Here is a 23,004-nt window from a genome sequence, read left to right as displayed (position 1 = left end):
TTCTGACAGAAAACGAGCCGAAACTGACAAAACGGGGATGTGGGGCATGGCGGGTGTTGCGGGAAGTGCGCGGGAAGTCGGTCTGGTTCTCTACCGGGACTGTCAGGTCGCCATGGTGCACGGCATTACGGATCTTTTTGCCATCGCGTCGGTCTTCTCAGAGGATCGTGGTGGGCCGAAACTGCGCGTCAGCCACTGGAGCATGGGTGAGGGCGGTGAGTTTTCCCGCTGTCATGACACCGAGCCGGGCAGGCCGGGGCATCCCGATATCTTCGTCGTACCCGGCCGGCTGACCGGGCCAGCCGAAATCGACGAGGCCGGGCCCTATGCCCGCTGGCTGCTGGACCGGCATGCGCAGGGCGCGACGCTGGCCGCCAGTTGCGGCGGTTCCTTTATCGTCGCTGCGACAGGTCTTTTGGCCGGCCGCCCGGCCACGACCCACTGGCTGTTTGCAGAACGGTTTCGCGAGCGCTTTCCCGATATCCGCCTGGAGATAGACAAGATCGTCATCGAAGACGGCGATATCATCACTGCGGGTGGGCTGATGGCATGGACCGATCTTGGTCTGCGCATTGTTGACCGGCTGCTTGGGCCTTCGGTGATGATCGAGACCGGTAAATTCCTGCTGATAGACCCCTCCGGTCGGGAGCAGCGACATTACAGCAGTTTTGCGCCGCGGTTGACGCATGGCGACGAGCCGATCCTGAAGGTACAGCACTGGCTGCAGGCGCGCGCCGGGCGGGCGACCAGTGTCTCCGATATGGCCGCACATGCCGGGCTTGAGGAGCGAACCTTCCTTCGCCGCTTCAAGGCCGCCACCGGTATGAAACCTATCGAATATGTCCAGCATCTTCGTGTCGGCAAGGCGCGGGAACTGCTGGAATTCACCCGTCGTTCGGTAGACCAGATCGCCTGGTCGGTGGGATACGAGGATGCCGCTGCCTTCCGTCGTGTATTTCACCGTATTCTCGGCCTCTCGCCGGGCGAGTACAGAAACCGCTTTTCCAGCGGTTCGGCCATGGTGGCCGCCTGAGGGCAAATCCCGCTGTTGCGACATTGCCGCTTCGCAACGAGTTTGGTGCGAGAAGCGCGGCCCTTGCAATGTGGCGGGTGTTTGCTAACATGCCAGACAAGTTTAAAACAGGTGGGCCGGAATGGACGTTGAGAGCAGCACGAAGCCGGGAATATCGCTCGCGGCGAAAATCAGCTCCGCATTGCGGCGGGATTTGTCTGAAGGCGTGTTCCGTCCCGGCGACCGTCTCCCGAGTGAGAGCGCGCTGACACGCGAATATTCCGTCAGCCGCACCGTGGTACGGGAGGCCATCGCCATTCTGCGCGCGGATGGTCTCGTTGAGGCCCGCAAGGGAGCGGGCGTTTTTGCCATTGAGGTGAAGCCGGCCAAGGAAGTGCCTTTCAATGATCTCGCCGTGGGGCGGATCTCCTCGGTAATCGAACTGCTGGAATTGCGCACCGTCTTCGAAGTTGAGTCCGCCGGGCTTGCGGCATCGCGCCGTTCCGCCGTGCAGGTGGAGTCGATTGTCGATGCGCATCGGCGCGTTGGCGACTGTCTCGCCGCCGGGTTGCCGACGCGGGATGCCGATTTCGAGTTCCATCTGGCCATTGCACAGGCGACGCAGAACAGGCGATTCCCCGAGTTTCTTCAACTCATCCGCTCCGGCATCATCCCGCGTGGCGAATTACAGGGGGCGGCGCCCGGTTCCCGTCCGAAGGACTACAATCTTCATCTCCAGGAGGAGCATGCGAAGATCGTTGACGCCATCATCGAAGGCGATGCCGATGCTGCCCGCCAATATATGGCGGCGCATCTGCGCGGTAGTCTTGAGCGCTACAAGGTGCTTTTGCGCTCCCGTACAGCCGCTGAATAACTAGGAAATTTCAGCTTTCTCAGCAGGTTAAGCGCTCGCCCGTCGGTAGAAAGCCAGAGAGGCGGCAAGCGTCAAAAGTGCGCCGCCGCAAATGCGGTCGAGCCATAACGCCCCTGACTTCCGCAACAGTCTGACGGCCTGCGAGCCCAGCAGGGCATATCCGAACATGACGATGAAATCGATGCCGGCAAAAACCAGCGCAAGCACCGCATATTGCTGGATCTGCGGTGCTGCCGGATCGATGAATTGCGGCAGGAAAGCCGAAAAGAACAGATATCCCTTGGGGTTGGTCACGGCCACAAGGAAGCTTTTGAGGAAAATCGAGCGGGCGGAAGTGGCCCCGGAAGTGTCTGCCGATTGAAGAGCGCCATCGAGCGAGCCTCTGGAGCGCAAAAGCATGACGCCCAGGAAGGCGAGATAACAAACGCCGACCCATTTGACGACGCCGAACCAGAACTCCGAGGCGGCGAGCAATGCTCCCAATCCCAGTGCAACCGCGCCGATCAGGACGAAATCTGACAGCACCGCGCCGGCCATACCTGTAAAGGCGCGGCGAACCCCGAAACGCGAGCCATTCGCAAGCGCCAGCAAAACCGTCGGGCCAGGTGTGGCAATACCGATAAAGGCAACTATCGCAAATGCCAGAAGTGTCATTTCCGCCATGTCTTCCTCCCCGGTGAAGCAGGAGATATGCCGGTGCCGGACCGGCATCTCCACAGGCAGTTCGAAGCGAAGAATACAGGCTTTTGTCATCGCGGCAATATGTGTGATTCCTTTCTCCGGCAAAGCAAAGAACCGCTGGATTTCGGATGAAATCTCGGTCTTGAAAGGCAGCGTTGTTGCCTGCTTCACTCATTTTCCAAGCCTGCCGCAGGACCAATTTTATCGGCATATGCTTGACAGCTCTCCACACCTGTGACAACTTGCGAATAGTTGTCAGACAGGATTGCGCCTTTGTTATTTTGTGCAATCGACTTCTGGCAAGGGAGGAACCATGCCAAAAAGACGCCTTTCGCTGTATGGCCTGTCCGGCCAGATCGGAAGTATTGCGGTCACGCTGCTCGGATTGCTGCTGCTGACCTTTTTCATCGGCCGCCTGATGCCCGCTGATCCGGTGCGGGCCATCGTCGGCGAGGACGCGACCCGCGAAACCTATGAGCAGGTTTACCATGCGCTCGGTTTCGACCGTCCGCTCTGGCAACAATTCATCTATTATCTCGGCGATGTGTTCACCGGCGATTTCGGAACCTCGATCCGCACGGGCCAGCCCGTCATCCAGGATATCATACGCGTCATGCCGGCGACGATGGAGCTTGCGACCTTCGCGATCCTGATCGGTGCCGGCCTCGGGATTCCCATGGGGGTTTATGCCGCCGTCAAGAAAGACCGCTGGCAGGACCATTTGGTCCGGGTGCTCAGCCTGTTCGGCCATTCCATGCCGATTTTCTGGACCGGTATGATTGCGCTGATCGTTTTTTACGCTCATCTCGGGCTTGTCGGCGGCGGTGGCCGCATGGACCAGTTCTATATCGGCCTCGTGGAGGAACGAACGGGCTTCCTGCTCATCGACAGCCTGCTGGCGGGCGATATGGAAGTCTTCTGGTCGGCCATCAATCACCTCATCCTGCCCGCCGCTCTGCTTGGTTATTCATCGTCGGCCTATATCACCCGCATGACGCGCAGCTTCATGCTCGACCAGCTGGGCCAGGAATATGTGACGACTGCGCGCGTCAAAGGCCTGTCGCAACGCCAGACGGTGTGGCTGCATGCTTTCGGCAATATCCGCGTGCAGCTCGTCACCATCATTGCCCTTGCTTACGGCTCACTGCTGGAAGGCGCTGTCCTTATTGAGACCGTCTTCGCCTGGCCGGGCTTCGGCCAATATCTCACCAGCAATCTTATCATCGGCGACATGAATGCCGTGATGACCTGCGTGCTTATCGTCGGCGTCATCTTCATCGGGCTCAATCTCCTGTCCGACATTCTGTACCGCTTTTTCGATCCGAGGACCCGCTGATGACGGCTCGTGCTGAAACTTCCTTGCGTCTTCCCGTGCCTTTGAACGCGCTGAAGAACATCATTGTCTTCCTGCTGAAAAGCCCGACATCGGCCTTCGGCCTGGTGATATTGCTGCTTCTCGTCATCGCGGCGATTTTCGCGCCCTGGCTTGCGACGCATGATCCTTACGTGCAGGATCTCGCCAAGACGCTGCAGCCGCCCGGTAACGGCCATTTCTTCGGCACGGACGAGCTTGGACGCGATATTTACAGTCGCCTTCTGTGGGGCGCGCGCATCACGCTGACCATCATCTCGCTGGTGTCGATCATTGTCGGTCCGGTCGGTCTGCTGGTCGGCACGGCCTCCGGTTATCTCGGCGGCAAGTTCGATACGGTGATGATGCGCATCACGGATATTTTCCTGTCGTTCCCGAGCCTCATCCTGTCGCTCGCCTTCGTGGCCGCGCTCGGACCCAGCCTCAACAATGCGATCATCGCGATCGCGCTCACCTCATGGCCGCCGATCGCGCGGCTCGCACGCGCCGAAGCAATGACATTCCGCAAGGCGGACTACATTGCCGCCGCAAGGCTGCAGGGTGCTTCGCCGCTGCGCATCATCATAAAATCGATCATGCCCATGTGCCTGCCTTCGGTCCTGATCCGTCTGACGCTGAATATGGCGACCGTCATTCTGACCGCCGCAGGCCTCGGCTTCCTCGGCCTTGGCGCGCAGCCGCCCCTGCCTGAATGGGGCGCGATGATCGCGACCGGACGCCGTTACATGCTCGACAGCTGGTGGCTCGTCACTTTCCCCGGCGTTGCGATCCTTTCCGTCAGCCTCGCCTTCAACCTTCTGGGTGACGGCCTGCGGGATGCGCTCGATCCGAAGCAGATGAACCGGAAATAGGGCCATGGAAAAACCAATCCTCGACGTCGAAAATCTTCGCATCCGTTATGGCGGCTCGCCCACCGAGGCCGTGCGCGGCATCTCCTTCACCCTTGGCCGGGAGCGTCTCGGCATTGTCGGCGAAAGCGGCTCGGGCAAGTCCACCGTCGGCCGGGCCTTGCTGCGCCTCCTGCCATCGGCGACGATAACGGCCGACAAGCTTGATTTTGATGGCCTCGATCTTCTGTCGCTCAGCGAGAAGGAGATGCTGAAGGTTCGCGGACGGCGCATGTCGATGATCCTTCAGGATCCAAAATTCTCCCTCAATCCCATCCGCCGTGTCGGCGATCAGGTGACGGAGACCTATCTGCGCCATTTCAAGGCGTCGAAATCGGAAGCCCGGGAAAAGGCGCTCGCCATGCTCGATGCGGTCAAAATCCGCGACGCCGCGCGCGTCTACGAGCAATATCCGCACGAGATTTCCGGTGGCATGGGCCAGCGCGTCATGATTGCGATGATGCTGCTTGCCGATCCTGATCTGGTCATTGCCGACGAGCCGACCTCTGCGCTGGATGTGACGGTGCGGCTGCAGGTTCTGAATATTCTCGATGGCCTCGTTCGGGATAGAGGCATCGGTCTCATCATGATCAGCCACGACCTCAATCTCGTGCGCAATTTCTGCGACCGGGTACTCATCATGTATGCCGGCCGGGTGGTGGAAACGCTTGCCGCGCGCGACCTCGATCAAGCGCAGCACCCCTACACGCGCGGCCTGCTCGCGGCGCAGCCGCGGATTGGCGGCACGCGTGCGCCACTTGCGGTGCTGGATCGCCGCCCCGAATGGCTGGAGGAGAAAGTATAATGGCCGTTTCCGTTGAAACCCGCGATCTCTCAATCACCTTCGGCAGCGGCCACACGGCGCTGAAAGTGTTGCCTTCGGTGTCCTTTCGCGTCGAGCCGGGCGAGTGTTTCGGTCTAGTCGGTGAAAGCGGTTCGGGCAAATCAACAGTGTTGCGCTGCGTGTCGATGCTGAATGATTTCTGGAGCGGCGAAATCCTCATCAATGGAAAGTCGGTTCGCGACATGCCGCTGATCGAGCGATGCCGCACGTTGCAGATGGTGTTTCAGGATCCCTATGGTTCACTGCATCCGCGCCAGTCGGTGCGCACCGTTCTCGGAGAATCGCTTGCCATCCATAAACTGGGCGATCGTGAAGAGCGCATGCGCAAGGTAATTACGGATGTCGGTCTGCCCGTGTCGTTCCTGGACCGCTTCCCGCATCAGCTTTCCGGCGGCCAGCGGCAGCGCGTGGCGATTGCGCGTGCGCTGATCCTTGAACCGTCGCTGCTTCTGCTCGACGAGCCGACCTCGGCGCTCGATGTTTCGGTGCAGGCCGAAATCCTCAACCTGTTGCAGCGCCTGCGCGAAGAGCGCGGCTTCACCTATATCATGGTGACGCACGATCTCGCCGTGGTCGACCACATGTGCGACCGCTTCGCCGTGATGCTGCGCGGCGAAATCACCGAAATCCTGCCGCGTGAGGCAATCGCCGGCAATGGCGCGACACATCCCTATGCGCGCGAACTGATCGGTGCCTCGCTGGAATATGAAGGCGCATGACACCTCCCAAAGCGTGATCGTCCTCCTCCGGGGCATCACGAATAATAAAATCCTCCTTCCTCGCCCGGCCTTCAGTGCCGGGCAATTTTTTTGGATGGCTACGGCGGGAGGGCGGGCCGCCAACTGCGCTTGGGCTGCTCACACAAGACCCCGGATCTCGTCCGGCGTTACGGAGTGCGGAGGCTTCGCTTGCGCCTAACACCTTGGGTGAATGGAGCTTCACTACAGCAAAAAGGCGCGGGGTTAGCCGCGCCTTTTCCTAATCGCAGATATGGCAGCCGATCACCGCTCCTTGCTCACCTCTTCAAAGCGCGAGAGCCATGGGCTGACGATCATACCCTTGATGTCGCTGCGGAAAGCGGCGGTGTCGACGACTTCGGAAAATGGCTGAATGGACATGACGATTTCGTCCATATAGGCCTGAAGGTCCTCGTAGAGCTTCGTCTGTTTCGCCACGTCGCGCTCGACAAGGGCTTCCTCGATCATCTTGTTCAGCTTTTCATCGAAGAAGCTCGTGCGCCAGCTCTGATAGTTGGTGAGCTTGGCGTCGTCCGCATTGTTCGGATTATAGGCGATGGAGCGCAGGTTGTTGTCCGGATGCGGCTGCTGACCGCCGCCGCCGCGGCCGAGAAGCAGTTCGAAGTTGCGCTCGCGCATGGCGCCGTAAATCTGGTCGCCGGAACCGCTGATCAGTTCGGCCTGGATGCCGGCCTGGGCCAGTGTGTTCTGGATGGCCGTTGCCGCTTTCATGAAGGGGTCTTCCGAGAGCACGCGCAACGTCGTCTTGAAACCGTTTGGATAACCGGCTTCAGCCAGAAGCGCCTTGGCTTTTGCGATATCGAGCTTGTAGCCCTGATCCGGCAGCGCGCCCATCACACCGGTGCTGAGAGAGCGCTGATGCAGCTTGCCGTAATAGGGCATGACCGCCTTGTCGAGACCGTCGTAGTCGATCAGGTAACGCAGGGCTTCGCGCACTTTCTTGTTCGCAAAGCGCTCGTCCTTCATCGAAACGCTGAGGTAATAAAAACCGGAGCCGGGTGTGGATTCGATGGCGATGGTCTTGTCGGCTTCGAGCGACTTCAGGTCCGGCGCCTGCAGGGAATAGGCGACATCGATATCGCCCTTTTCCAGCATCAGCCGCTGCGATTGCGATTCCGGCAGATGGCGCATCAGGACGCGCTTCATCTTGGCTTTTTCACCCCAGTAATCGTCGTTGCGGGTGAGAATGATATATTCGTTGGATTTCCACTGGGTCAGCTTGAACGGGCCGGAGCCCGCCGAATTGAGCGTCAGCCACGCGCCACCGAGATCGCCGTCCTTTTCGTTGGCAAGCGCCGTCTGGCTGTCGATGATCGAGCCGGGCCCATTCTGTGCAAGGATCATCAGCAGCAGGTTGGGATCATCAGGCTTCGGAATATTAAGCACGAAGGTCTGGTCGTTTTCGGCGACGAAAAGCTTGTCGGCATCCTCCAGCTTGAAACCGCGCGTTTTGAGGAAAGACGATTGCGCCAGATTGCGGGCGAGCAGACGTTTCAGGCTCCAAGCCACGTCCTTTGCCGTCACGGCGTTGCCCGACGCGAACTTGGCGTCGGCCCGCAGGTGGAAGCGGATCGATTTCCGATCCTCGGCGATTTCCCAACGTTCGGCAAGGCGGGGCTGGACGCTGCGGTCTTTGGGCGAAAGCACGACCAGCGTGTCGTAGATATTATTCAGAACCTGCACCGTCTCGCGGCCGGTAATGGCGGCTGGATCAAGGGTCAGGATATTGCTCATGGTCGTGGCGACGATGAGCTGGTCCTTCGGCGTTTCGGCAAAGACGCTGAGCGGCACGGCGCCGATCAGCAGTGCACCGAGGGCTGCGGTTGCAAGAAAATGTCTCATTTTTCCTCCCATACGGCCGGTTCATACGGCCTTCCACGTTTCGATCCGCGCGCCTGTTCCTCCACAGGCTTCGTGTGATCAGCCAAGAATGTCTCTGACCGGAGCGGCGAGCGCCCGGCCGATTGCGGCCGTTGCCAGCGCTTCCAGATGCACGCCATCCACTGGCGAGGCGCTGGCGACCGATCCGGCATCAAAGAAGTGATGCCCAAGTTCGGCGGCGAGTTTGTGATAGAGCGGCGCAAGCCGTAGTGATTGTCCGATATCGCGGCCGCCCGCCGGTTCTCCGGCGGGGCCCGCGACGCAGGGCGGTGGCGCGACGATCAGAAGCTTAGGCACTGCATCTCGCGGCTTGTAGATGAAGGTCTCGACGATTTGCGCCAGCCGCCGCATGCCCGAAACGGCGGCTTCCGCGCGACCGCCATTCACCGGCTTGATGTCGTTGGTGCCGAGCATGACGATGACGAGATCAAGCGGCATGTGGCACGAAAGCGCGACTTCAAGCGCCCGTGCGCCATTGCGGCAGGCCGGGCCGGCATGGTCGTCATAACAGGTGGTGCGTCCGCCAAGTCCTTCGGCATGAACCTTCGCCATTCCGGAAAGCTTTGCCTCCAGCACCTCCGGCCAGCGATGCTCAGGCCGGTGGCGGAGACCCGTTGCCGGGTCTGCGCCCCAGGTGAGGCTGTCTCCAAAGGCGAGCACGGTTTTCATAGCCTTATCTCACCCGGTTGTTGTCGATGAAATCGAAATCGATATCCTCGCCAAGGCCCGGTCGGTCGGGAACGTGAACGAACCCATCGCGGTCCATTGGGTCGGACAAAGACTTCAGATAGTCGTGGCCGTCATCATATTCGAGGAAGGGATGCAGGAGGCCGCGCTCGTACCAGCGGCAATTCTTGGTGGCGGCGACCACATGCAGGTTCATGGCCGTATTGCCATGCACCTCGCATTCCATGCCGAAGGCTTCGGCCAGATGCATGGTCTTGAGCGCCGGCGTGATGCCGCCGACGTCGTTGACGCCGGTGCGAAGAATATCGCAGGCGCCGGCCTTGATCCATTCTGCGCGGTGCCAGTGCTTGCCAGCAGCACTTTCCGGGCCGACGACGGGAATATCGAGATTGTCGGCGAGCCACTTGTAGGAGGAGAGCGACTGCTCATCCATCGGCTCTTCGATCCAGTCGAAGCCGAGCTTTTCAAGGCCACGTCCCAATGCCAGCGCATCGGTGCGGGAATACCAGTGAAAGGCGTCGATCATCAGGCGGATATCGGGCCCGACCGCTTCGCGCACGGCCGCGCAGGCCTTGAGGTCCATCTTCACATCCGGCGCCCAGCTGACGGGCGGCATCCAGGTGTGAAGCTTGATGCCCTTGTAACCGCGCTTCACCAGCGTTTCGGCAAACCGGCCGTAGTCTTCAGGCGTTGCTAGGCCGCCTTCCAGCTCGTCCCCGCACATGATCGAGCCATAGGCGAGCACCTTGTCGCGATAACCGCCGATCAACTTGTATACAGGTTGTCCGAGGCTGCGACCGGCAAGGTCCCAGAGCGCGCAGTCCACCACCGCCAGCGTGCGGTCCGTCAGCTGCGCCGCCGAGCCGCGTTGCCAGTGAGCAAGGTCCTGCCAAAGGCGTTCCCGGTCGCGATAATCCTCGCCGATCAGCACCTTCTTGACGAATTTTTCGATGACATGCGGGCGAACGATTTCCGGCGCTGTGAAGGAATGGCCTTCTTGCCCGTCTTCCGTGCGGATGGTCAGCATGGCCTGTTCCACCTGATGCGCCGGACCCGGATGTGCGTGACCGGCACTGTCCGAGTGCCGACGGGTCGTCGTGCGGAAAACACGGACCTCGACGTCGGTGATGATCATAATTCCTCCCTCATGCAGGTATCGCAGCGTTCGTGATGGCTGCAATGTCATACATGTATGCATTATTTGTCAACATGTATGATAATCTGTATTACATGTTGGGGAGGAAAATCAAGGGCATTCGCGCGGCGCTCGATACGTCGGCGTATTTAAAAGGATGGAGAGGGGACAAAGCGACCGCTCCTTGAGGATTAATCTATAATTTTAGTAGACTACTGAATCGCGCAACGATCTTTCAAAAATCGCCGGGACTATAAAAGACCATGCCGCGCCAGCGATGCCGGTCATCGTGCATTCTGCTTGGGTATGCGCGGTACAGGATGATGGCCGCACCTGCGCTGTCTGAGCTTCATCATGCCTCAACAAACATTCCCGGATGCACACCATGCCTATTTCCCATATCTCGCATTTTGCTTTTCTGGTTCCCGGCAACTATCACGATGATGATCCTGCGCAGGGGCTGGAGGAAACTCTGCAGCTTTTCGAAGCCGGCGAGGCGCTGGGTTATGATAGCGCCTGGGTCCGCCAGCGCCATCTGGAACGCGGCGTGTCCTCGGCCGCCACCTTTCTCGCGGCGGCGTCGCAGCGCACCAAGCGGATTGGCCTCGGCACCGCCGTCATTCAACTGGGTTATGAAAACCCTTTCAGGCTGGCGGAAGATCTCGCCACCGTGGATGTGCTGTCACACGGACGGTTGAATGTCGGCGTCTCTGTCGGCGCGCCGCCCTTCGCCCATCTGATTTCGGATTATGTCGATACGGCGCCCGATGCGGATTACAGCCATGCCCGCGCCGAGAAGCTCGCCAGGGCCTTGAGATCAGAACCGCTGTCCAGCGAAACGGAGGCGGGCAATGCAGCGGGCGCGCAGGTGCCGCGCCTTCGGCCCTTCGCCAAGGGGTTGACCGACCGGCTGTGGTATGGCGGCGGATCGCAGAATTCCGCTCGCTGGGCGGGGAAGGCGGGATTCAATCTGCTGACCGGCAATATCGTCAGCGGTGAAAATACCGATGATTTTCTGACGGCGCAGGCGGCCCTCGTTGCCCGGTTCCGGCAGGAATGGGCGCATGAGCGCCAGCCGCGCGTCGCCCTTGGCCGCGTGATTTTACCGACGGACAGTGCCAGCCCTTCGACACGCCGCCGTTATGCGGAGTTTGCGGCCGAGCGCGACAAGCGCACGCATACGCCGCATGGTGCGCGCCGCACGCTTTTTCTGCCTGATATTGTCGGGACGACGGATGAAATTCTGGAGAAGCTGTCGCGCGACCCCGTTCTGCCGTTTGTCTCGGAATTCCGTCTGGAACTGCCCTATGAATTCCAGCCGGAAGATTATCGCCAGATCGTGACGGATTTCGCATCTGTGCTGCCGCAGCTTTCCGGCGAAAGGCCGGTTTTGAAAGTGGCAACAGCTCAATAGTGCGTTCACAACGTCGCCATTCCTGCGCCGAGCGTGGGAATGGCGAACGAGGCGAACAGCGTCAGTTTGGTTGAGGCAGGTCGTATCTCTCGCGTATGGTCGTGCCTTCGTATTCGCGCGGATAAACGCCGCGGTCTTGCAGCACCGGCACGACTTGTTCGACGAATTCGGCGATATCGTCAGGGGCACGGGGCGGCTGCAATGTGTAGCCGTCAACCGTTCCGTCCTGCCAGAGATCGATGATGCCGTCCGCCACCTCTTCCGCTGTGCCGAGCAGCAGCCGGTGATGCCCCTCCGAGCGCCGCACGGCCTCGCGGGCGGTGAGCTTTTCATGGGTCAGCAGTTCGGAAAGGCCAAGCCCCATGCCGACAGCCCATTGCCGGTTCTGGTCGGGAATGAAGCGCTCGCCATCCAGTTTCGCATCGGGATCGAAATCGCGGGGATCGATACCGTTTTCCTTGGCGAAGCGTGCCAGAAGACCGTCTTCCGAGCCGGTTCCGCTGTAGAGTTCGTGTTTGCGCAGCGCTTCCTCGCGCGTCTCGCCGAGAATGACGACGAGGCCGGGAACGATGCGGATGCCGGAGGGATCGCGGCCGAAAGACACTGCGCGGTCACGGACCTTTTTGCCAAAGGCCTGGCCGGCGGGACGGGACAATATGTTGCAATAGATAATCTCGCCATGACGTGCCGCCAGATCGATGCCGCCCTCGGAAGCGCCCGCCTGGGCGATGACGGGGTGCCCCTGCGGTCCACGAGGGACGTTGAGCGGGCCTTTGACATGAAAATATTGCCCCTCGTGATCGATGGTCTCGGCCGTCGCCGCATCCCAGAAGCGGTCTTCCGATATCTCGCCTTCGCGGCGCGGATCCCAGCTCGACCAGAGCTTTTTCGCGACATCGAGAAATTCCGTGGCCTTGGCATATCGCTCATTGCGCGGCGGCAGCGGGTCGTTGCCGAAATTGGCGGCGACGTTCGGATTGAAGGAGGAGACGATGTTCACGATCAGCCGACCGCCCGTGACGATATCGATGGATTGCGTTCGTCTCGCAAAATTATAGGGCGAGTTATAGGTGGAGGACACGGTCGCCACGAACCCGATGTCCGGCACCTGTGCGGCAAGCGATGTGGAAAGGATGAGCGGATCGATGGTGTGAAATGGCCGGCTTGTCGGGTCGGTCAGCAATGCCGGGTGATCCGAAAGGAAAACGGCGTCGAACCGGCCTTTGTGAGCCAGTTCCGTCAGTCGCCGGTAATAGCCGATATCGTTGATATCGTGCCGGTCTCCGCTTCTGTATTTCCAGGCATTGGCGAGGTATCCGGTGGTATTGATGCCGACATTGAGATTGAGCCGGCGTTTGTTCGTGCTCATGCTGCCACTTTTTCTTTCAGGTCTGTTGGATTGCCGGCTTGCGGGTCCGGCGCAATTGCGGGGAAGCGTAACAGCCGGTGTTCCGGTCGCGAGTTAAAAATCCTTGCTGTCAGGAGAAGAAAAACTTCCGAGCCATGGCCGACGCTCCCAAGGAGAGGCTCACATCGCGTGCCGCTCTCAGCCGAAGTATCGCTCGCGAATGACGCCGTTTCCGAAAGGATATTTTACCGGAAGCACGAAGCCATGCTGATATGGAAACGAATTTCCTCAATGGCCTCTCAAATAGTACACTTTATCTATAGAAAATATTTTATGGCGTGTAGCGTGTCGTAGAGATCGCAATTGAGAGGACGAACGCCATGGCTGATGCGGCCCTTCGCCAGATAACCCACCCTGAAACCGTCTGGTACACGCGCTGCCCGGCGCCGACGCCGCTTTCCATCGCGGTGCAGCTTGGCTGGATCGAGGAGAGTTTCGCCGGCCACGGTATTACTGTGTCCTCCATTCGCGATGCGGCGGATCCGGCCATTCGCCAGAGCCATTTCGATCACCGTCTGGACTGGTCCTTCCGTCAGGGCGGCAATATTCCGCCTATCTGGGCAAAATCCGGCGGACGCCAGACGCGTCTGGTGGGGTTGACCAGGACCGACGAGTTTCAGGCGGTCATAGCGCTGCCAGCCAGTGGTATAACAAAGGGCGGCGAGCTGAAGGGCCGGCGCATCGGGCTGCCGAAACGACCGAACGAAACCATCGACTTCCAGCGCGCCACATCGCTCAAGGGCATCGTGTCGGCACTGACCGTTTCCGGCCTTTCCGTGGCGGAGGTCGAGCTGGTCGATCTCACCGCAACCGAGCCGGTGCTGCTCGGACCGCCTGACGACAGGTTCCATGGCCTGCACCGACGGCTGCCCTATGGGGAGGAGATCGCGGCACTGCATCGCGGAAAGATCGATGCGTTTTTTGTCAAAGGAGCGGAGGGCGTCACCGTCGCCAATCTCATTGGCGCGCACGTCGTCGTGTCGACCGGGTTTCACCCCGATCCGAAAATCCGCATCAATAACGGCACGCCACGTCCTTTGACCGTGGATGCCACCTTTGCCGATGAAAGGCCCGATCTCGTCGCCGACCTCGTGGCCACGGTACAGCGGGTTGCCGGCTGGGCGAATGACAATCCGGCGGAAGCGGTGCGTTTCATCGCCCGCGAGATCGGCGTCAGCGAGGAAGCGGTTATCGTCGCCAACGGGGCGGATGTGTACCGAAGCCTGAGGCTCGATCTCGATCCGGCGGAGCTGGATGCGCTCAGCCACTTCAAGGATTTCCTGCTGGAATGGAAATTCATCCCTGACGATTTCGATGTGAACGACTGGGCCGATCCGCGCGCCCTTTCTTTACTGCAACAGGCTGCGGCGAAGTGAGGGCGTCATGACAGCAACCATTCTTGTAACGGGTGCAACCGGCAAGCTCGGCCAACGCGTCGTCAGCCGCCTTTTGCAGAAAGAGGCGAAGGTTAGGGTGCTGACCCGGCGGGGTGAGGACGCGCTCAAGCTTTGGGGCGACAGGGTGGATATTTCGGAGGGTAATTTCTCCGATCCCGCCAGCCTGAAAGAGGCCTCACGCGCAACAGACACGGTGTTCCTGCTTTCCCCAATCGGTGAAACGCTGGCGGCGGACCAGAAAGCGGTCATCGATGCCGCTCTCTCCGCCAGCGTATCGCGGATCGTGAAAATATCCGGCTCCGACTGGACCATCGCCAATGCCGCACGCTCCATCTCGGGTGCCGCCCATGCCGAGGTCGAAAAACATCTGGCCGGGAGCGGCATTGCGCATACGGTGCTGCGGCCGAATGCCTGGATGCAGGTGGCGCTGGAACCCGTCGTCGCAGCACTACGCCAGGGGGAGGATGTGCCCGCCCGTTTCGGCGATGCGGCCGTTTCCTTCATTGATGCCGACGATATAGCCGATGTGGCGGTTCACGCCTTGACTGCGAGCACGTCTGTTTCCGGCGCCTTGGTGCTAACCGGCGGTGAAGCCTTGACGGCACTGGAAATCGCCCGCATCGCGGCCCGTATCCTGCATCGCCCCGTGGGGATATCGCATCATTCCGCTTCCGTTTTTCCGCCGCATATCGGAGCGTTCGAACAGACGGCGATTGGTGAATTTGGCCAACTCATCCGCGAGGGCCTCGCGGCCCCCGTCAACGACAACATCGAGCGGATTACCGGTCGGCAGCCCCGCAGCGTGGAGGCCTATTTGCGCGCCCGGCTGGCAGCGACCACCCCGCAGAGTAATCATTCCGAGGGAGAAAAGACATGGCGCTGACTGTTTCACTGGCTGAAGGTCCCGAACTGAAAAGCCCCACTGATTTCGAAGACAGCCCGCTCAGCCGCGCGGTGAAGCAGCCACTGATGCTGGGGCTGTTCCTCAATCTGCAGGACATCAACTTCTCCAGCCTGCCAACCAGCAATAGCTGGACCTTCGACTACAATGCGGAGCTGGTGAAGCGCGCGGAGGAGCTTGGTTTCGAAATCGCGTTCAGCCGCACGCAATGGCTGCCCAAGGGCGGTTATGACGGAGAATCCTCGCTCGACAGTTTCATCGCACTCGGCGCCATGGCGGCGGTCACGAAGAGTATTCTTCTAATCTCCACCATCCATGTGCTTTACGGTCCCCTGCATCCGCTTCATATCGCGAAATATGGCGCAACGCTGGATCATATCGCCAGGGGACGATGGGGCATCAACATCGTCACCGGCCACCGCGCCATCGAGCATGAAATGTTCGGCTGGCAGCGGATCGACCATGACAAGCGCTACGACATGGCGGGCGAGTTGTTCGATGTGCTGCATCGCCTGTGGGGAGAAACCGAAAACTTCTCCTACGAGGGCAAGCTTAACCCCTGGGCCATCAACAACGGCTGGATAACGCCAAAGCCCGCCTTTGGCCGCCCGCCGCTGGTGACGGCGACCGGCTCGCCGGCCGGTATCGATTTCGCCGCCCGCCATTCCGATCTGGTTTTCGTTACCTCGCCCGGCGGCGCGCATATCGATAGCGCGCTGGAAACGCTTCCCGATCATATCGCCACCATCAAGAACCGCGCCAGGGCCTATGGCCGTCATGTGAAGACGCTCATCAATCCGATCATCGTCAGCCGCGATACGGAGAGGCAAGCGATCGCCTATGCCGACGCCATCGAGGCGGGAAAACCGCAGCCCGGCACCCGTGCCTTTGCGACCAACAATTACGACAGCGACGCCCATGCCTGGCGGGGTCGCGGCGATGCACGCCAAAAGCAGGGGCGCAATCTCGGCGGCAATATCGAAATCATCGGCTCGCCGGAGCAGGTGGTCGAGCAGCTTGTCGGCTTGAAAAAGGCTGGCATCGATGGCGTGCAGCTGAATTTCTACGATTTCCGCGAAGATCTCGAATATTTCGCTGAGCGCATTCTGCCCTTGATGAAGGAGGCTGGCCTGAGGCTCTGACGCCTCTCCCGCCTCAGATTTCCAGTTCTGAAGCTTAGCACTTCGCAATCACAGAGATTGCGAGAACGATCTTTTTTGCCCTGAGGAGATACCGTGAATATTGCCGTCGATCCCGTCAAAACGCCCGCGCCGAAAGTCATAGACCGGATCGGGACCTATGTTCCCGAACTCGTCTCCATCCGCCACGATCTGCACCAGCATCCGGAAATCGGTTTCGAAGAGGTGCGCACCTCCGGCATCGTCGCCGAGAAGCTCACCTCCTGGGGCATCGAGGTGCATCGCGGTTATGGCAAGACCGGCGTGGTCGGCGTGCTGCGTGGCCGTCATGCTGGCAACCGTTCAATCGGGTTGAGGGCGGATATGGATGCCCTGCCGATGCCGGAAGAAACAGGGCTGCCTTATGCATCGGTCTATCCCGGTAAGTTCCACGGCTGCGGGCATGATGTGCACACCACCATATTGCTTGGCACCGCCCGTTATCTGGCGGAAACCCGTGATTTTGCCGGCACGGTGATTTTCATTTTCCAGCCCGCCGAGGAAGGACTGGGTGGCGCACGCGCCATGATCGCCGATGGGTTGTTCAAGGATTTCCCCGTCGATGAAATTTACGGGTTGCACAATTCCTCCCATGCAGCACCCAACCATCTGAAGGTCTCGCCCGGCACCATTCTGGCAGGCGCCGATTTCTTCGATATCCGGCTGAAGGGCAGGGGCGCGCATGCGGCTCACCCGGATGTCTCGCGTGATCCGGTGCCGGCGACGGGTGAACTCATCCAGGCATTGCAGACCATCGTCAGCCGCAATGTGCCGCCGACCGATCCGGCCGTCTTGTCGATCACCCGCATCGAGGCGGGATCTGCCTATAACGTCATCCCCGAAACGGCCTCGATTGCAGGCACGGTGCGGGCCTTCTCCGACAGCGTGCGCGAGACCATAAGGGGCCGAATCCGCACGATTTCCGATCACATTGCCGCCGCTTACGGGCTCACCGCCGAGGTGGATATTCGCGACATATTCTCGGTTCTGACCAATGATGACGCATCGGTGGAGATTGTGGCCGGGGTGGCGCGCGAAGTTCTCGGAGACGAGCGCGTTTCCACCGAGCCCAGCCGCTTCATGGGCAGCGAGGATTTCGCCGACCTCCTGAAACATGCGTCCGGTGCGTTTTTCACCCTCGGTCATTCCGGCACCGTGCCAGCCCATAATCCCGGTTTCATTGTCGACGATGCCATCCTGCCGGTCGGCGCCACCTTGTTTGCCCGGCTGGTCGAAACCCGGCTGAAGCCTGCCTGAAAATTTGAAAACAAGCCTGCAAGAGGAAACATCCATGGATATTACAAGACGTAAGACATTGCTTTTGAGTGCTGCGCTAGGTGCGGCCATGCTGCTGCCATCCGTGCCGGTGCTGGCGGCAGAAACGCCGAAAAAGGGTGGTATTGTCACCCTTGCGGGTCTCGGTGAGCCGACGACGCTTGTGCCGCTTTCCGATTCCAATACGCGAACGCGCGCGATTTCCAGCAAGATCCTGGAAGGGTTGGTACGCTTCGACAGCGAGTTCAAGCCGCATCCGGTTCTCGCCGAAAGCTGGGAAACCTCCACCGACGGGCTGCGCTACACCTTCAAGCTGCGCAAGGGCGTCAAATGGCATGATGGCAAGGATTTCACCGCACAGGATGTGAAATTTTCCCTGCTTGCCTTCAAGAAGGTGGGCCCACGCGGCCGTATCACTTTCGCCAATGTTGCTGATATCGAAACGCCCGATCCGCTGACGGCGGTAGTGGTGCTTTCCAAACCTGCGCCTTATCTTCTGAGGGCGCTGACTGGTGGCGAAACGCCCATTTTGCCGGCCCATGCCTATGCTTCGGAAAACTACAATGAGAGTCCGAACGGCAACGCGCCCGTTGGCACTGGCCCCTTTGTGTTTGAGGAATGGAAACGCGGCAGCTATGTGAAGCTCAGGAAGAACCCGAACTACTGGCAGGCCGATCTTCCCTATCTAGATGGCTTCGTGGCGAGGTTCGTCGCTGACGCGGCCTCCACCACCATCTCGGTGGAAACGGGCGAGGCGGATTATACCGCCGATGTCTCCTACAGCGATCTGGAGCGTTTGCGGCAGAATCCCAAGCTTTCGGTGGAGGTCTATACCGACTCCTATCTCAATAACGCCGCCATATTCGAGTTCAATCTGGAGAACCCGATCCTCGCGAAAAAGGAGGTGCGGCACGCGCTGGCACATGCCATCGACCGCAATTTCATCAACGACGCGATCTTTTTCGGCACGGCGAAACCCGCCGGTTCGAACATTCCAGCGGTATTCACCGCCTATAATGACGAGAAGCCCTTTACCTATCCCTTCGATCTGGCCAAAGCGAATGAGCTGCTGGACAAGGCGGGGTATCCGAGGGGTGCGGATGGCACGCGTTTTTCGCTGCGGCTGGCCTTCCTGCCCTCCGACGTTTTCCGCAAAACCTCCGAATATCTACGCTCGTCCTTCGGCAAGCTCGGCGTGAAGGTGGATATCGTCGAAGGCGATCTCGCGACCTTCATCAAGCGCGTCTATACGGAGCGCGGTTTTGACCTGACGGTGAACGGCATCAGCCGGTTGTTTGATCCGACAGCGGGCGTGCAGCGGCTCTACTGGTCCGATGGCATCAAGAAACCCGCGCCATACGTCAATGCCGCCCACTACAACAATCCCAGGGTGGATGATCTTTTCCGCGCCGCTGCGATTGAAGTGGATGAAACGAAACGGGCGGGGCAGTTCCACGATATCCAGAAAATCACCGGTGACGAATTGCCGAATTTCTCTATCGTCGCCCTGCCGACCGTCATTCTGCGCAACACCAGCCTGCAGTCTCTCGTCACCACCATCGACATTGCCTATGGCGATCTGTCGACGGCCTGGAAGAACGAGTGAGCGTTTTGCATATGGCAATAAAAAACCCGGCAATTTTGCCGGGTTTTTTATTGCTGAAAACGGCCCTCCGGCCTTTTTTCACTATCGCGGGATAACGGCGTTTTCGGGAAAAACGTTGCCTTTGGAACAGGCCGGCAGGAACGGTGATGCCAATTATCGGAACTCTAAAAAAATCAATTTCTTCAATAATTTAGGGCGAAGGAATTCTTCGTTTTGCGGGAAGAATAGCTTTCTGGACCTCTGATTTCTCTGCCTGCACTGTGTCCATGAAATCTCACCCGCACACGATGGATGCCATGGCCAAGGATACGCTTTTTTTGATCGCCCCCGGTTTTGAAGACCCCAAGCACCCCGGTGTCCGGTTCGTCTGCCCGCATTGTAACCAGATCGAAGGCCTGCTTGCCGCCTTTCCGGACCTTGCCGCCGGGATCGATATCCACCGGGTCGGTTTTCAGCGTCCGCGCGAAGCGGTCATCGCCGTCGTGGGTGAGGAAAACCAGTCGTTGCCGCTGTTCGTCTTTACCGGCGATGCACCAGCCGATGCGACGACCAAAGGCGACACGCACTTCATTCAGGACACGAAACGCATTTTGCAAATCCTCGCCGAGCGTCACGGGTTCCCGCAACTGCACTGAGATGCCGCACCCCGCACATCGGATTTTTATCGGAGATAGACATGACCTTTTCCAGACGCCAGTTTCATAAAATTGCACTCGCCGCCGGCGCTTTCGTGGCGCTTCCAGGTGGTTCTTTCGCTGCTGCTGAAGAGCCGGTTTCGGGCGGCACGCTCAAGATCGTCTATTTTCCCGAGCCGACGCAGCTCGTGGCAATCAATACCAGTGCGGGCGGTCCGCAGTTCATTGGCTCGAAGATTTACGACGGGCTTTTGACGTACGATTACGAACTTTCGCCCAAGCCGAGCCTTGCCAAAGAATGGAGCGTTTCCGCCGACGGGCTGGAATATGTCTTTCATCTGCAGCCGAATGCGAAGTTCCATGACGGCAAGCCGGTGACATCGGCGGATGTGGAGTTCTCGATCCTGCGGCTGAAGGAAGCCCATCCGCGCGGCCGGGCGACTTTCTCGCATGTTGAAAGCGTCGATACTTCCGATCCGCTGGTCGCGAAGGTGAAGCTTTCCAAGCCGGCGCCGGGATTGATAACCGCGCTCGCCTCGTCGGAATCGCCTGTTGTGCCAAAGCACATCTTCGAGACCTTCAAGCCGACTGACAATCCAAAACCCGCCCAGATCATCGGCAGCGGCCCCTTCGTCCTGAAGGAATGGGTGCCGGGCAGCCATATTCTTCTGGAAAAGAATGCCGACTACTGGGACGCGTCAGGTCCTTATCTCGACCGCGTCGTCATTCGCCTCATCAATGATGCGGGCGCTCGCGCGGCGGCGCTGGAAACCGGAGAGGGCGACATTGGCCCGAACCCGGTGGCGCTTGCCGATCTGGAACGACTGAAATCCATCCCGACGCTGAAGGTGGATGACCGCATCTACGCCTATGCCGGCCAGCAGAACCAGCTCGTCATCAACCTTGAGAACGAATATCTCAAGGAATTGAAGGTGAGGCAGGCTATTGCCCACGCGATCGACGTTCCGGCGCTGATCGATACCGTGCTTTACGGTTACGCCGTGCCATCGCCCACGCCGATCAGCCCCGGCCTTGCGAAGTTCCACAATCCGGATATCGGTTTTGCCAAATTCGACGTCGCGCTGGCGGAAAAGCTGCTGGATGAGGCGGGCTTTCCGCGCAAGGATGGCGGCAAGCGCTTCAAGCTCAGGGTCACCACCAACCCGTTCAACCCGCAGACCTATTCGGATTTCATAGCGCAGGCGCTTTCCAAGATCGGCATCGAGGCGGATATCCAGAAATTCGATTTCGGCACCTATGTGAAGGTCGTTTATACCGATCGCGCCTGGGACCTTTCAGTCGAATCCCTCTCCAATACCTTCGATCCGACGGCCGGCGTGCAGCGTGTCTACTGGAGCAAGAACTTCAAGATCGGCCTGCCGTTCTCAAACGCCAGCCACTACGCCAATCCGGAAGTGGACCGGCTGCTGGAAGCGGCCGCGGTGGAGCCGGATATCGAAAAGCGCGCAGCCTTCTTCAAGGAGTTTCAGGCCGTCGTCGCCAAGGATCTTCCCGTCATCAATCTCGTTTCGCCAATCCAGCCGGTCGTCGGCAGCGTCCGCATCAAGGATTACGCGACAGGGGCGGAGGGGCTCAGCGGCAATCTCGCCAAAGCGTGGGTGACGAAGGAGGCGTAAGCGCATCCTCACCTCTCGTTTAAAGCCGCGTCAAAGTTGAAAAGGGTTCATCGCCATGAGCAGAAAATCCGAGAAGCTGGTCCTCAATGCGTTCATCTATCCGGGTGGGCACCATGAAGCAGCCTGGCGCCACCCCGAGTCGGAGCCACTGCGCGTCACGGATATAAGGCTCTACCAGGATATCGCCCGCAAGGCCGAGGCGGCAAAGCTGGATGCCATTTTCTTTGCCGATGCGCCGGTGCTGGACGCCAATATCCGCTATGCCGCCCGGCACCGGCTGGAACCGATCACCATGCTGGCGGCCTTGGCGGCCGTCACCGAAAAGATCGGCTTCATTGCGACGGCCTCCACCACCTATTACGAGCCTTACAATCTAGCGCGGCTGTTCGCCTCGGTCGATCATATCAGCGGCGGCCGGGTCGGCTGGAACATCGTGACGACCTCGGCCGATGCGGCGGCCGGAAACTTCAATCTCCAGCAGCATCCGCCGCATGCCGACCGTTACCGGCAGGCGACTGAGTTCGTCGATGTGGTGACGAAGCTCTGGGACAGCTGGGAAGACGATGCCATCGTCGCCGACAAGGAGAGCGGTCTTTTCGCCGATACCGACCGCATCCATCCTGCCAATCACGAGGGCGAGTTCTACCGGGTGCGGGGCGCGCTCAACCTGCCACGCTCGCCGCAGGGCAGGCCGGTCTATGTGCAGGCCGGCTCTTCGGAGGACGGTCGTGGCTTTGCTGCCCGTTATGCCGAGGCAATCTTTACCGCGCATCAAACTCTGGAGAGTGCGCGGTCTTTTTATTCCGACATAAAGAGGCGCGTGGCGGCCACGGGGCGCAATCCCGCCCATGTGAAAATCCTGCCGGGGATCAGCCCCTTCATCGCCTCCACCGAAGAGGAGGCGCGAAAGCTCGAGGCGAGTTTCAACGATCTCATCCAGCCGGCCTTTTCGCTTGGGCAGTTGCAGCGCATTACAGGCATTGATCTCTCATCGGCCGATCTCGATCAGCCGTTGCCGAAGGAGGCGGTGGAAGCGACGCGTGCGCAGGCGGACAGCAGCCGGCATCAGCTGGTTCTCGATGTCATCGACCGGGAAAATCCGACGATCCGGCAATTGCTGCACCGGCTTGCCGGCGGGCGCGGCCACAAGGTGATTTCGGGAACCCCGGAACAGGTGGCAGACTGGATAGAGACCTGGTTCCGTGAAGGTGCTGCCGACGGCTTCAACATCATGCCGCCATGGCTGAATGGCGGGTTCGATATTTTCGTGGACGAGGTCGTGCCGATCCTCAAACAGCGCGGGCTGTTCCGCGAGGACTACGAGGGCGACACGCTGCGTGATCATTACGGCCTGCCCCGGCCGGAAAACATCCATACGACCAGGGAGTTGCAAAGGGAACGCGCCTGATGTGGGACGGGCGT

Annotated in this window: 20 protein-coding genes; 15 read left to right on the top strand and 5 right to left on the bottom strand. The window is 59.7% G+C overall.

Annotated features, from left to right (window positions below):
* Positions 1 to 46: 46 nt before the first annotated feature.
* Positions 47 to 1,033 (top strand): GlxA family transcriptional regulator, encoded by a 987-nt coding sequence (locus tag G6L97_RS16805; RefSeq protein ID WP_065704531.1) that lies wholly within the window; start codon positions 47 to 49, stop codon positions 1,031 to 1,033.
* A 121-nt stretch (positions 1,034 to 1,154) separates the two neighbouring features.
* On the top strand, positions 1,155 to 1,886 hold the full coding sequence (locus G6L97_RS16800) for a FadR/GntR family transcriptional regulator (RefSeq protein ID WP_003511162.1): 732 nt from the start codon (positions 1,155 to 1,157) through the stop codon (positions 1,884 to 1,886).
* A gap of 27 nt (positions 1,887 to 1,913) precedes the next feature.
* On the opposite strand, the gene G6L97_RS16795 is transcribed toward G6L97_RS16800, so the two are convergent.
* The gene (locus G6L97_RS16795) at positions 1,914 to 2,549 is read right to left on the bottom strand and encodes a LysE family translocator (protein WP_065704529.1); all 636 of its coding nucleotides are present in this window, start codon (positions 2,547 to 2,549) and stop codon (positions 1,914 to 1,916) included.
* Between the two features lie 331 nt (positions 2,550 to 2,880).
* Between G6L97_RS16795 and G6L97_RS16790 the strand changes: the two genes are divergently transcribed.
* Genes G6L97_RS16790 through G6L97_RS16775 form a run of 4 tightly spaced genes read left to right on the top strand, consistent with a single transcriptional unit; the run spans position 2,881 to position 6,389 of the window.
* Positions 2,881 to 3,903, top strand: a complete 1,023-nt coding sequence (locus G6L97_RS16790) for an ABC transporter permease (RefSeq protein ID WP_003500347.1) — start codon at positions 2,881 to 2,883, stop codon at positions 3,901 to 3,903.
* On the top strand, positions 3,903 to 4,790 hold the full coding sequence (locus tag G6L97_RS16785; RefSeq protein ID WP_003511156.1) for an ABC transporter permease: 888 nt from the start codon (positions 3,903 to 3,905) through the stop codon (positions 4,788 to 4,790). The genes G6L97_RS16790 and G6L97_RS16785 overlap by 1 nt, the downstream gene beginning before the upstream one ends.
* Positions 4,791 to 4,794: 4 nt before the next feature.
* Positions 4,795 to 5,631, top strand: coding sequence for an ABC transporter ATP-binding protein (locus G6L97_RS16780; RefSeq protein ID WP_013761686.1), 837 nt, complete (start codon positions 4,795 to 4,797; stop codon positions 5,629 to 5,631).
* On the top strand, positions 5,631 to 6,389 hold the full coding sequence (locus G6L97_RS16775; RefSeq protein ID WP_003511153.1) for an ABC transporter ATP-binding protein: 759 nt from the start codon (positions 5,631 to 5,633) through the stop codon (positions 6,387 to 6,389). Before G6L97_RS16780 ends, G6L97_RS16775 begins: the two co-directional genes overlap by 1 nt.
* Before the next feature lie 282 nt (positions 6,390 to 6,671).
* On the opposite strand, the gene G6L97_RS16770 is transcribed toward G6L97_RS16775, so the two are convergent.
* The 3 genes from G6L97_RS16770 to G6L97_RS16760 all read right to left on the bottom strand — a co-directional run bounded on the left by G6L97_RS16770 (position 6,672) and on the right by G6L97_RS16760 (position 10,131).
* A complete protein-coding gene (locus tag G6L97_RS16770) occupies positions 6,672 to 8,270 on the bottom strand; it encodes an ABC transporter substrate-binding protein (RefSeq protein ID WP_025595510.1) in 1,599 nt (532 codons plus the stop codon).
* 78 nt (positions 8,271 to 8,348) lie between these two features.
* Entirely contained in the window at positions 8,349 to 8,978 is a 630-nt protein-coding gene (locus G6L97_RS16765; protein WP_065704292.1) for an SGNH/GDSL hydrolase family protein, read from the bottom strand.
* A 4-nt stretch (positions 8,979 to 8,982) separates the two neighbouring features.
* A complete protein-coding gene (locus tag G6L97_RS16760; RefSeq protein ID WP_003511150.1) occupies positions 8,983 to 10,131 on the bottom strand; it encodes a mandelate racemase family protein in 1,149 nt (382 codons plus the stop codon).
* Positions 10,132 to 10,516: 385 nt separating this feature from the next.
* Here G6L97_RS16760 and G6L97_RS16755 point away from each other — a divergent pair, with 385 nt between their 5' ends.
* Positions 10,517 to 11,545 carry an LLM class flavin-dependent oxidoreductase gene (locus tag G6L97_RS16755; protein WP_065704527.1) on the top strand — a complete coding sequence of 343 codons (1,029 nt, stop codon included), beginning with the start codon at positions 10,517 to 10,519 and terminating at the stop codon, positions 11,543 to 11,545.
* 61 nt (positions 11,546 to 11,606) lie between these two features.
* On the opposite strand, the gene G6L97_RS16750 is transcribed toward G6L97_RS16755, so the two are convergent.
* Positions 11,607 to 12,914, bottom strand: a complete 1,308-nt coding sequence (locus tag G6L97_RS16750; protein ID WP_065704290.1) for an NtaA/DmoA family FMN-dependent monooxygenase — start codon at positions 12,912 to 12,914, stop codon at positions 11,607 to 11,609.
* Positions 12,915 to 13,273: 359 nt separating this feature from the next.
* Between G6L97_RS16750 and G6L97_RS16745 the strand changes: the two genes are divergently transcribed.
* The 8 genes from G6L97_RS16745 (at position 13,274) to G6L97_RS16710 (ending at position 22,990) form a co-directional block, all read left to right on the top strand.
* Positions 13,274 to 14,329 carry an ABC transporter substrate-binding protein gene (locus G6L97_RS16745; RefSeq protein WP_065704287.1) on the top strand — a complete coding sequence of 352 codons (1,056 nt, stop codon included), beginning with the start codon at positions 13,274 to 13,276 and terminating at the stop codon, positions 14,327 to 14,329.
* A 7-nt stretch (positions 14,330 to 14,336) separates the two neighbouring features.
* The gene (locus G6L97_RS16740; RefSeq protein ID WP_065704284.1) at positions 14,337 to 15,233 is read left to right on the top strand and encodes an NmrA family NAD(P)-binding protein; all 897 of its coding nucleotides are present in this window, start codon (positions 14,337 to 14,339) and stop codon (positions 15,231 to 15,233) included.
* Complete coding sequence (locus G6L97_RS16735) at positions 15,224 to 16,393, top strand: LLM class flavin-dependent oxidoreductase (protein WP_112401904.1); 1,170 nt, start codon at positions 15,224 to 15,226, stop codon at positions 16,391 to 16,393. The genes G6L97_RS16740 and G6L97_RS16735 overlap by 10 nt, the downstream gene beginning before the upstream one ends.
* Positions 16,394 to 16,486: 93 nt before the next feature.
* The gene (locus G6L97_RS16730; protein ID WP_065704278.1) at positions 16,487 to 17,686 is read left to right on the top strand and encodes a M20 aminoacylase family protein; all 1,200 of its coding nucleotides are present in this window, start codon (positions 16,487 to 16,489) and stop codon (positions 17,684 to 17,686) included.
* 34 nt (positions 17,687 to 17,720) lie between these two features.
* Positions 17,721 to 19,310 (top strand): ABC transporter substrate-binding protein, encoded by a 1,590-nt coding sequence (locus G6L97_RS16725; protein WP_065704276.1) that lies wholly within the window; start codon positions 17,721 to 17,723, stop codon positions 19,308 to 19,310.
* A 296-nt stretch (positions 19,311 to 19,606) separates the two neighbouring features.
* Entirely contained in the window at positions 19,607 to 19,945 is a 339-nt protein-coding gene (locus G6L97_RS16720) for a DUF3088 domain-containing protein (protein ID WP_026330699.1), read from the top strand.
* Between the two features lie 41 nt (positions 19,946 to 19,986).
* Complete coding sequence (locus G6L97_RS16715; RefSeq protein WP_065704274.1) at positions 19,987 to 21,582, top strand: ABC transporter substrate-binding protein; 1,596 nt, start codon at positions 19,987 to 19,989, stop codon at positions 21,580 to 21,582.
* Between the two features lie 55 nt (positions 21,583 to 21,637).
* Positions 21,638 to 22,990: an LLM class flavin-dependent oxidoreductase gene (locus tag G6L97_RS16710; protein WP_003511124.1), complete on the top strand. Its 1,353-nt coding sequence runs from the start codon at positions 21,638 to 21,640 to the stop codon at positions 22,988 to 22,990.
* The last annotated feature ends 14 nt before the right edge of the window (positions 22,991 to 23,004 follow it).

The organism is Agrobacterium tumefaciens, from assembly GCF_013318015.2.
GTDB classification, from domain to species: domain Bacteria; phylum Pseudomonadota; class Alphaproteobacteria; order Rhizobiales; family Rhizobiaceae; genus Agrobacterium; species Agrobacterium tumefaciens.
This window is presented reverse-complemented; position numbering and strand designations above follow the sequence as displayed.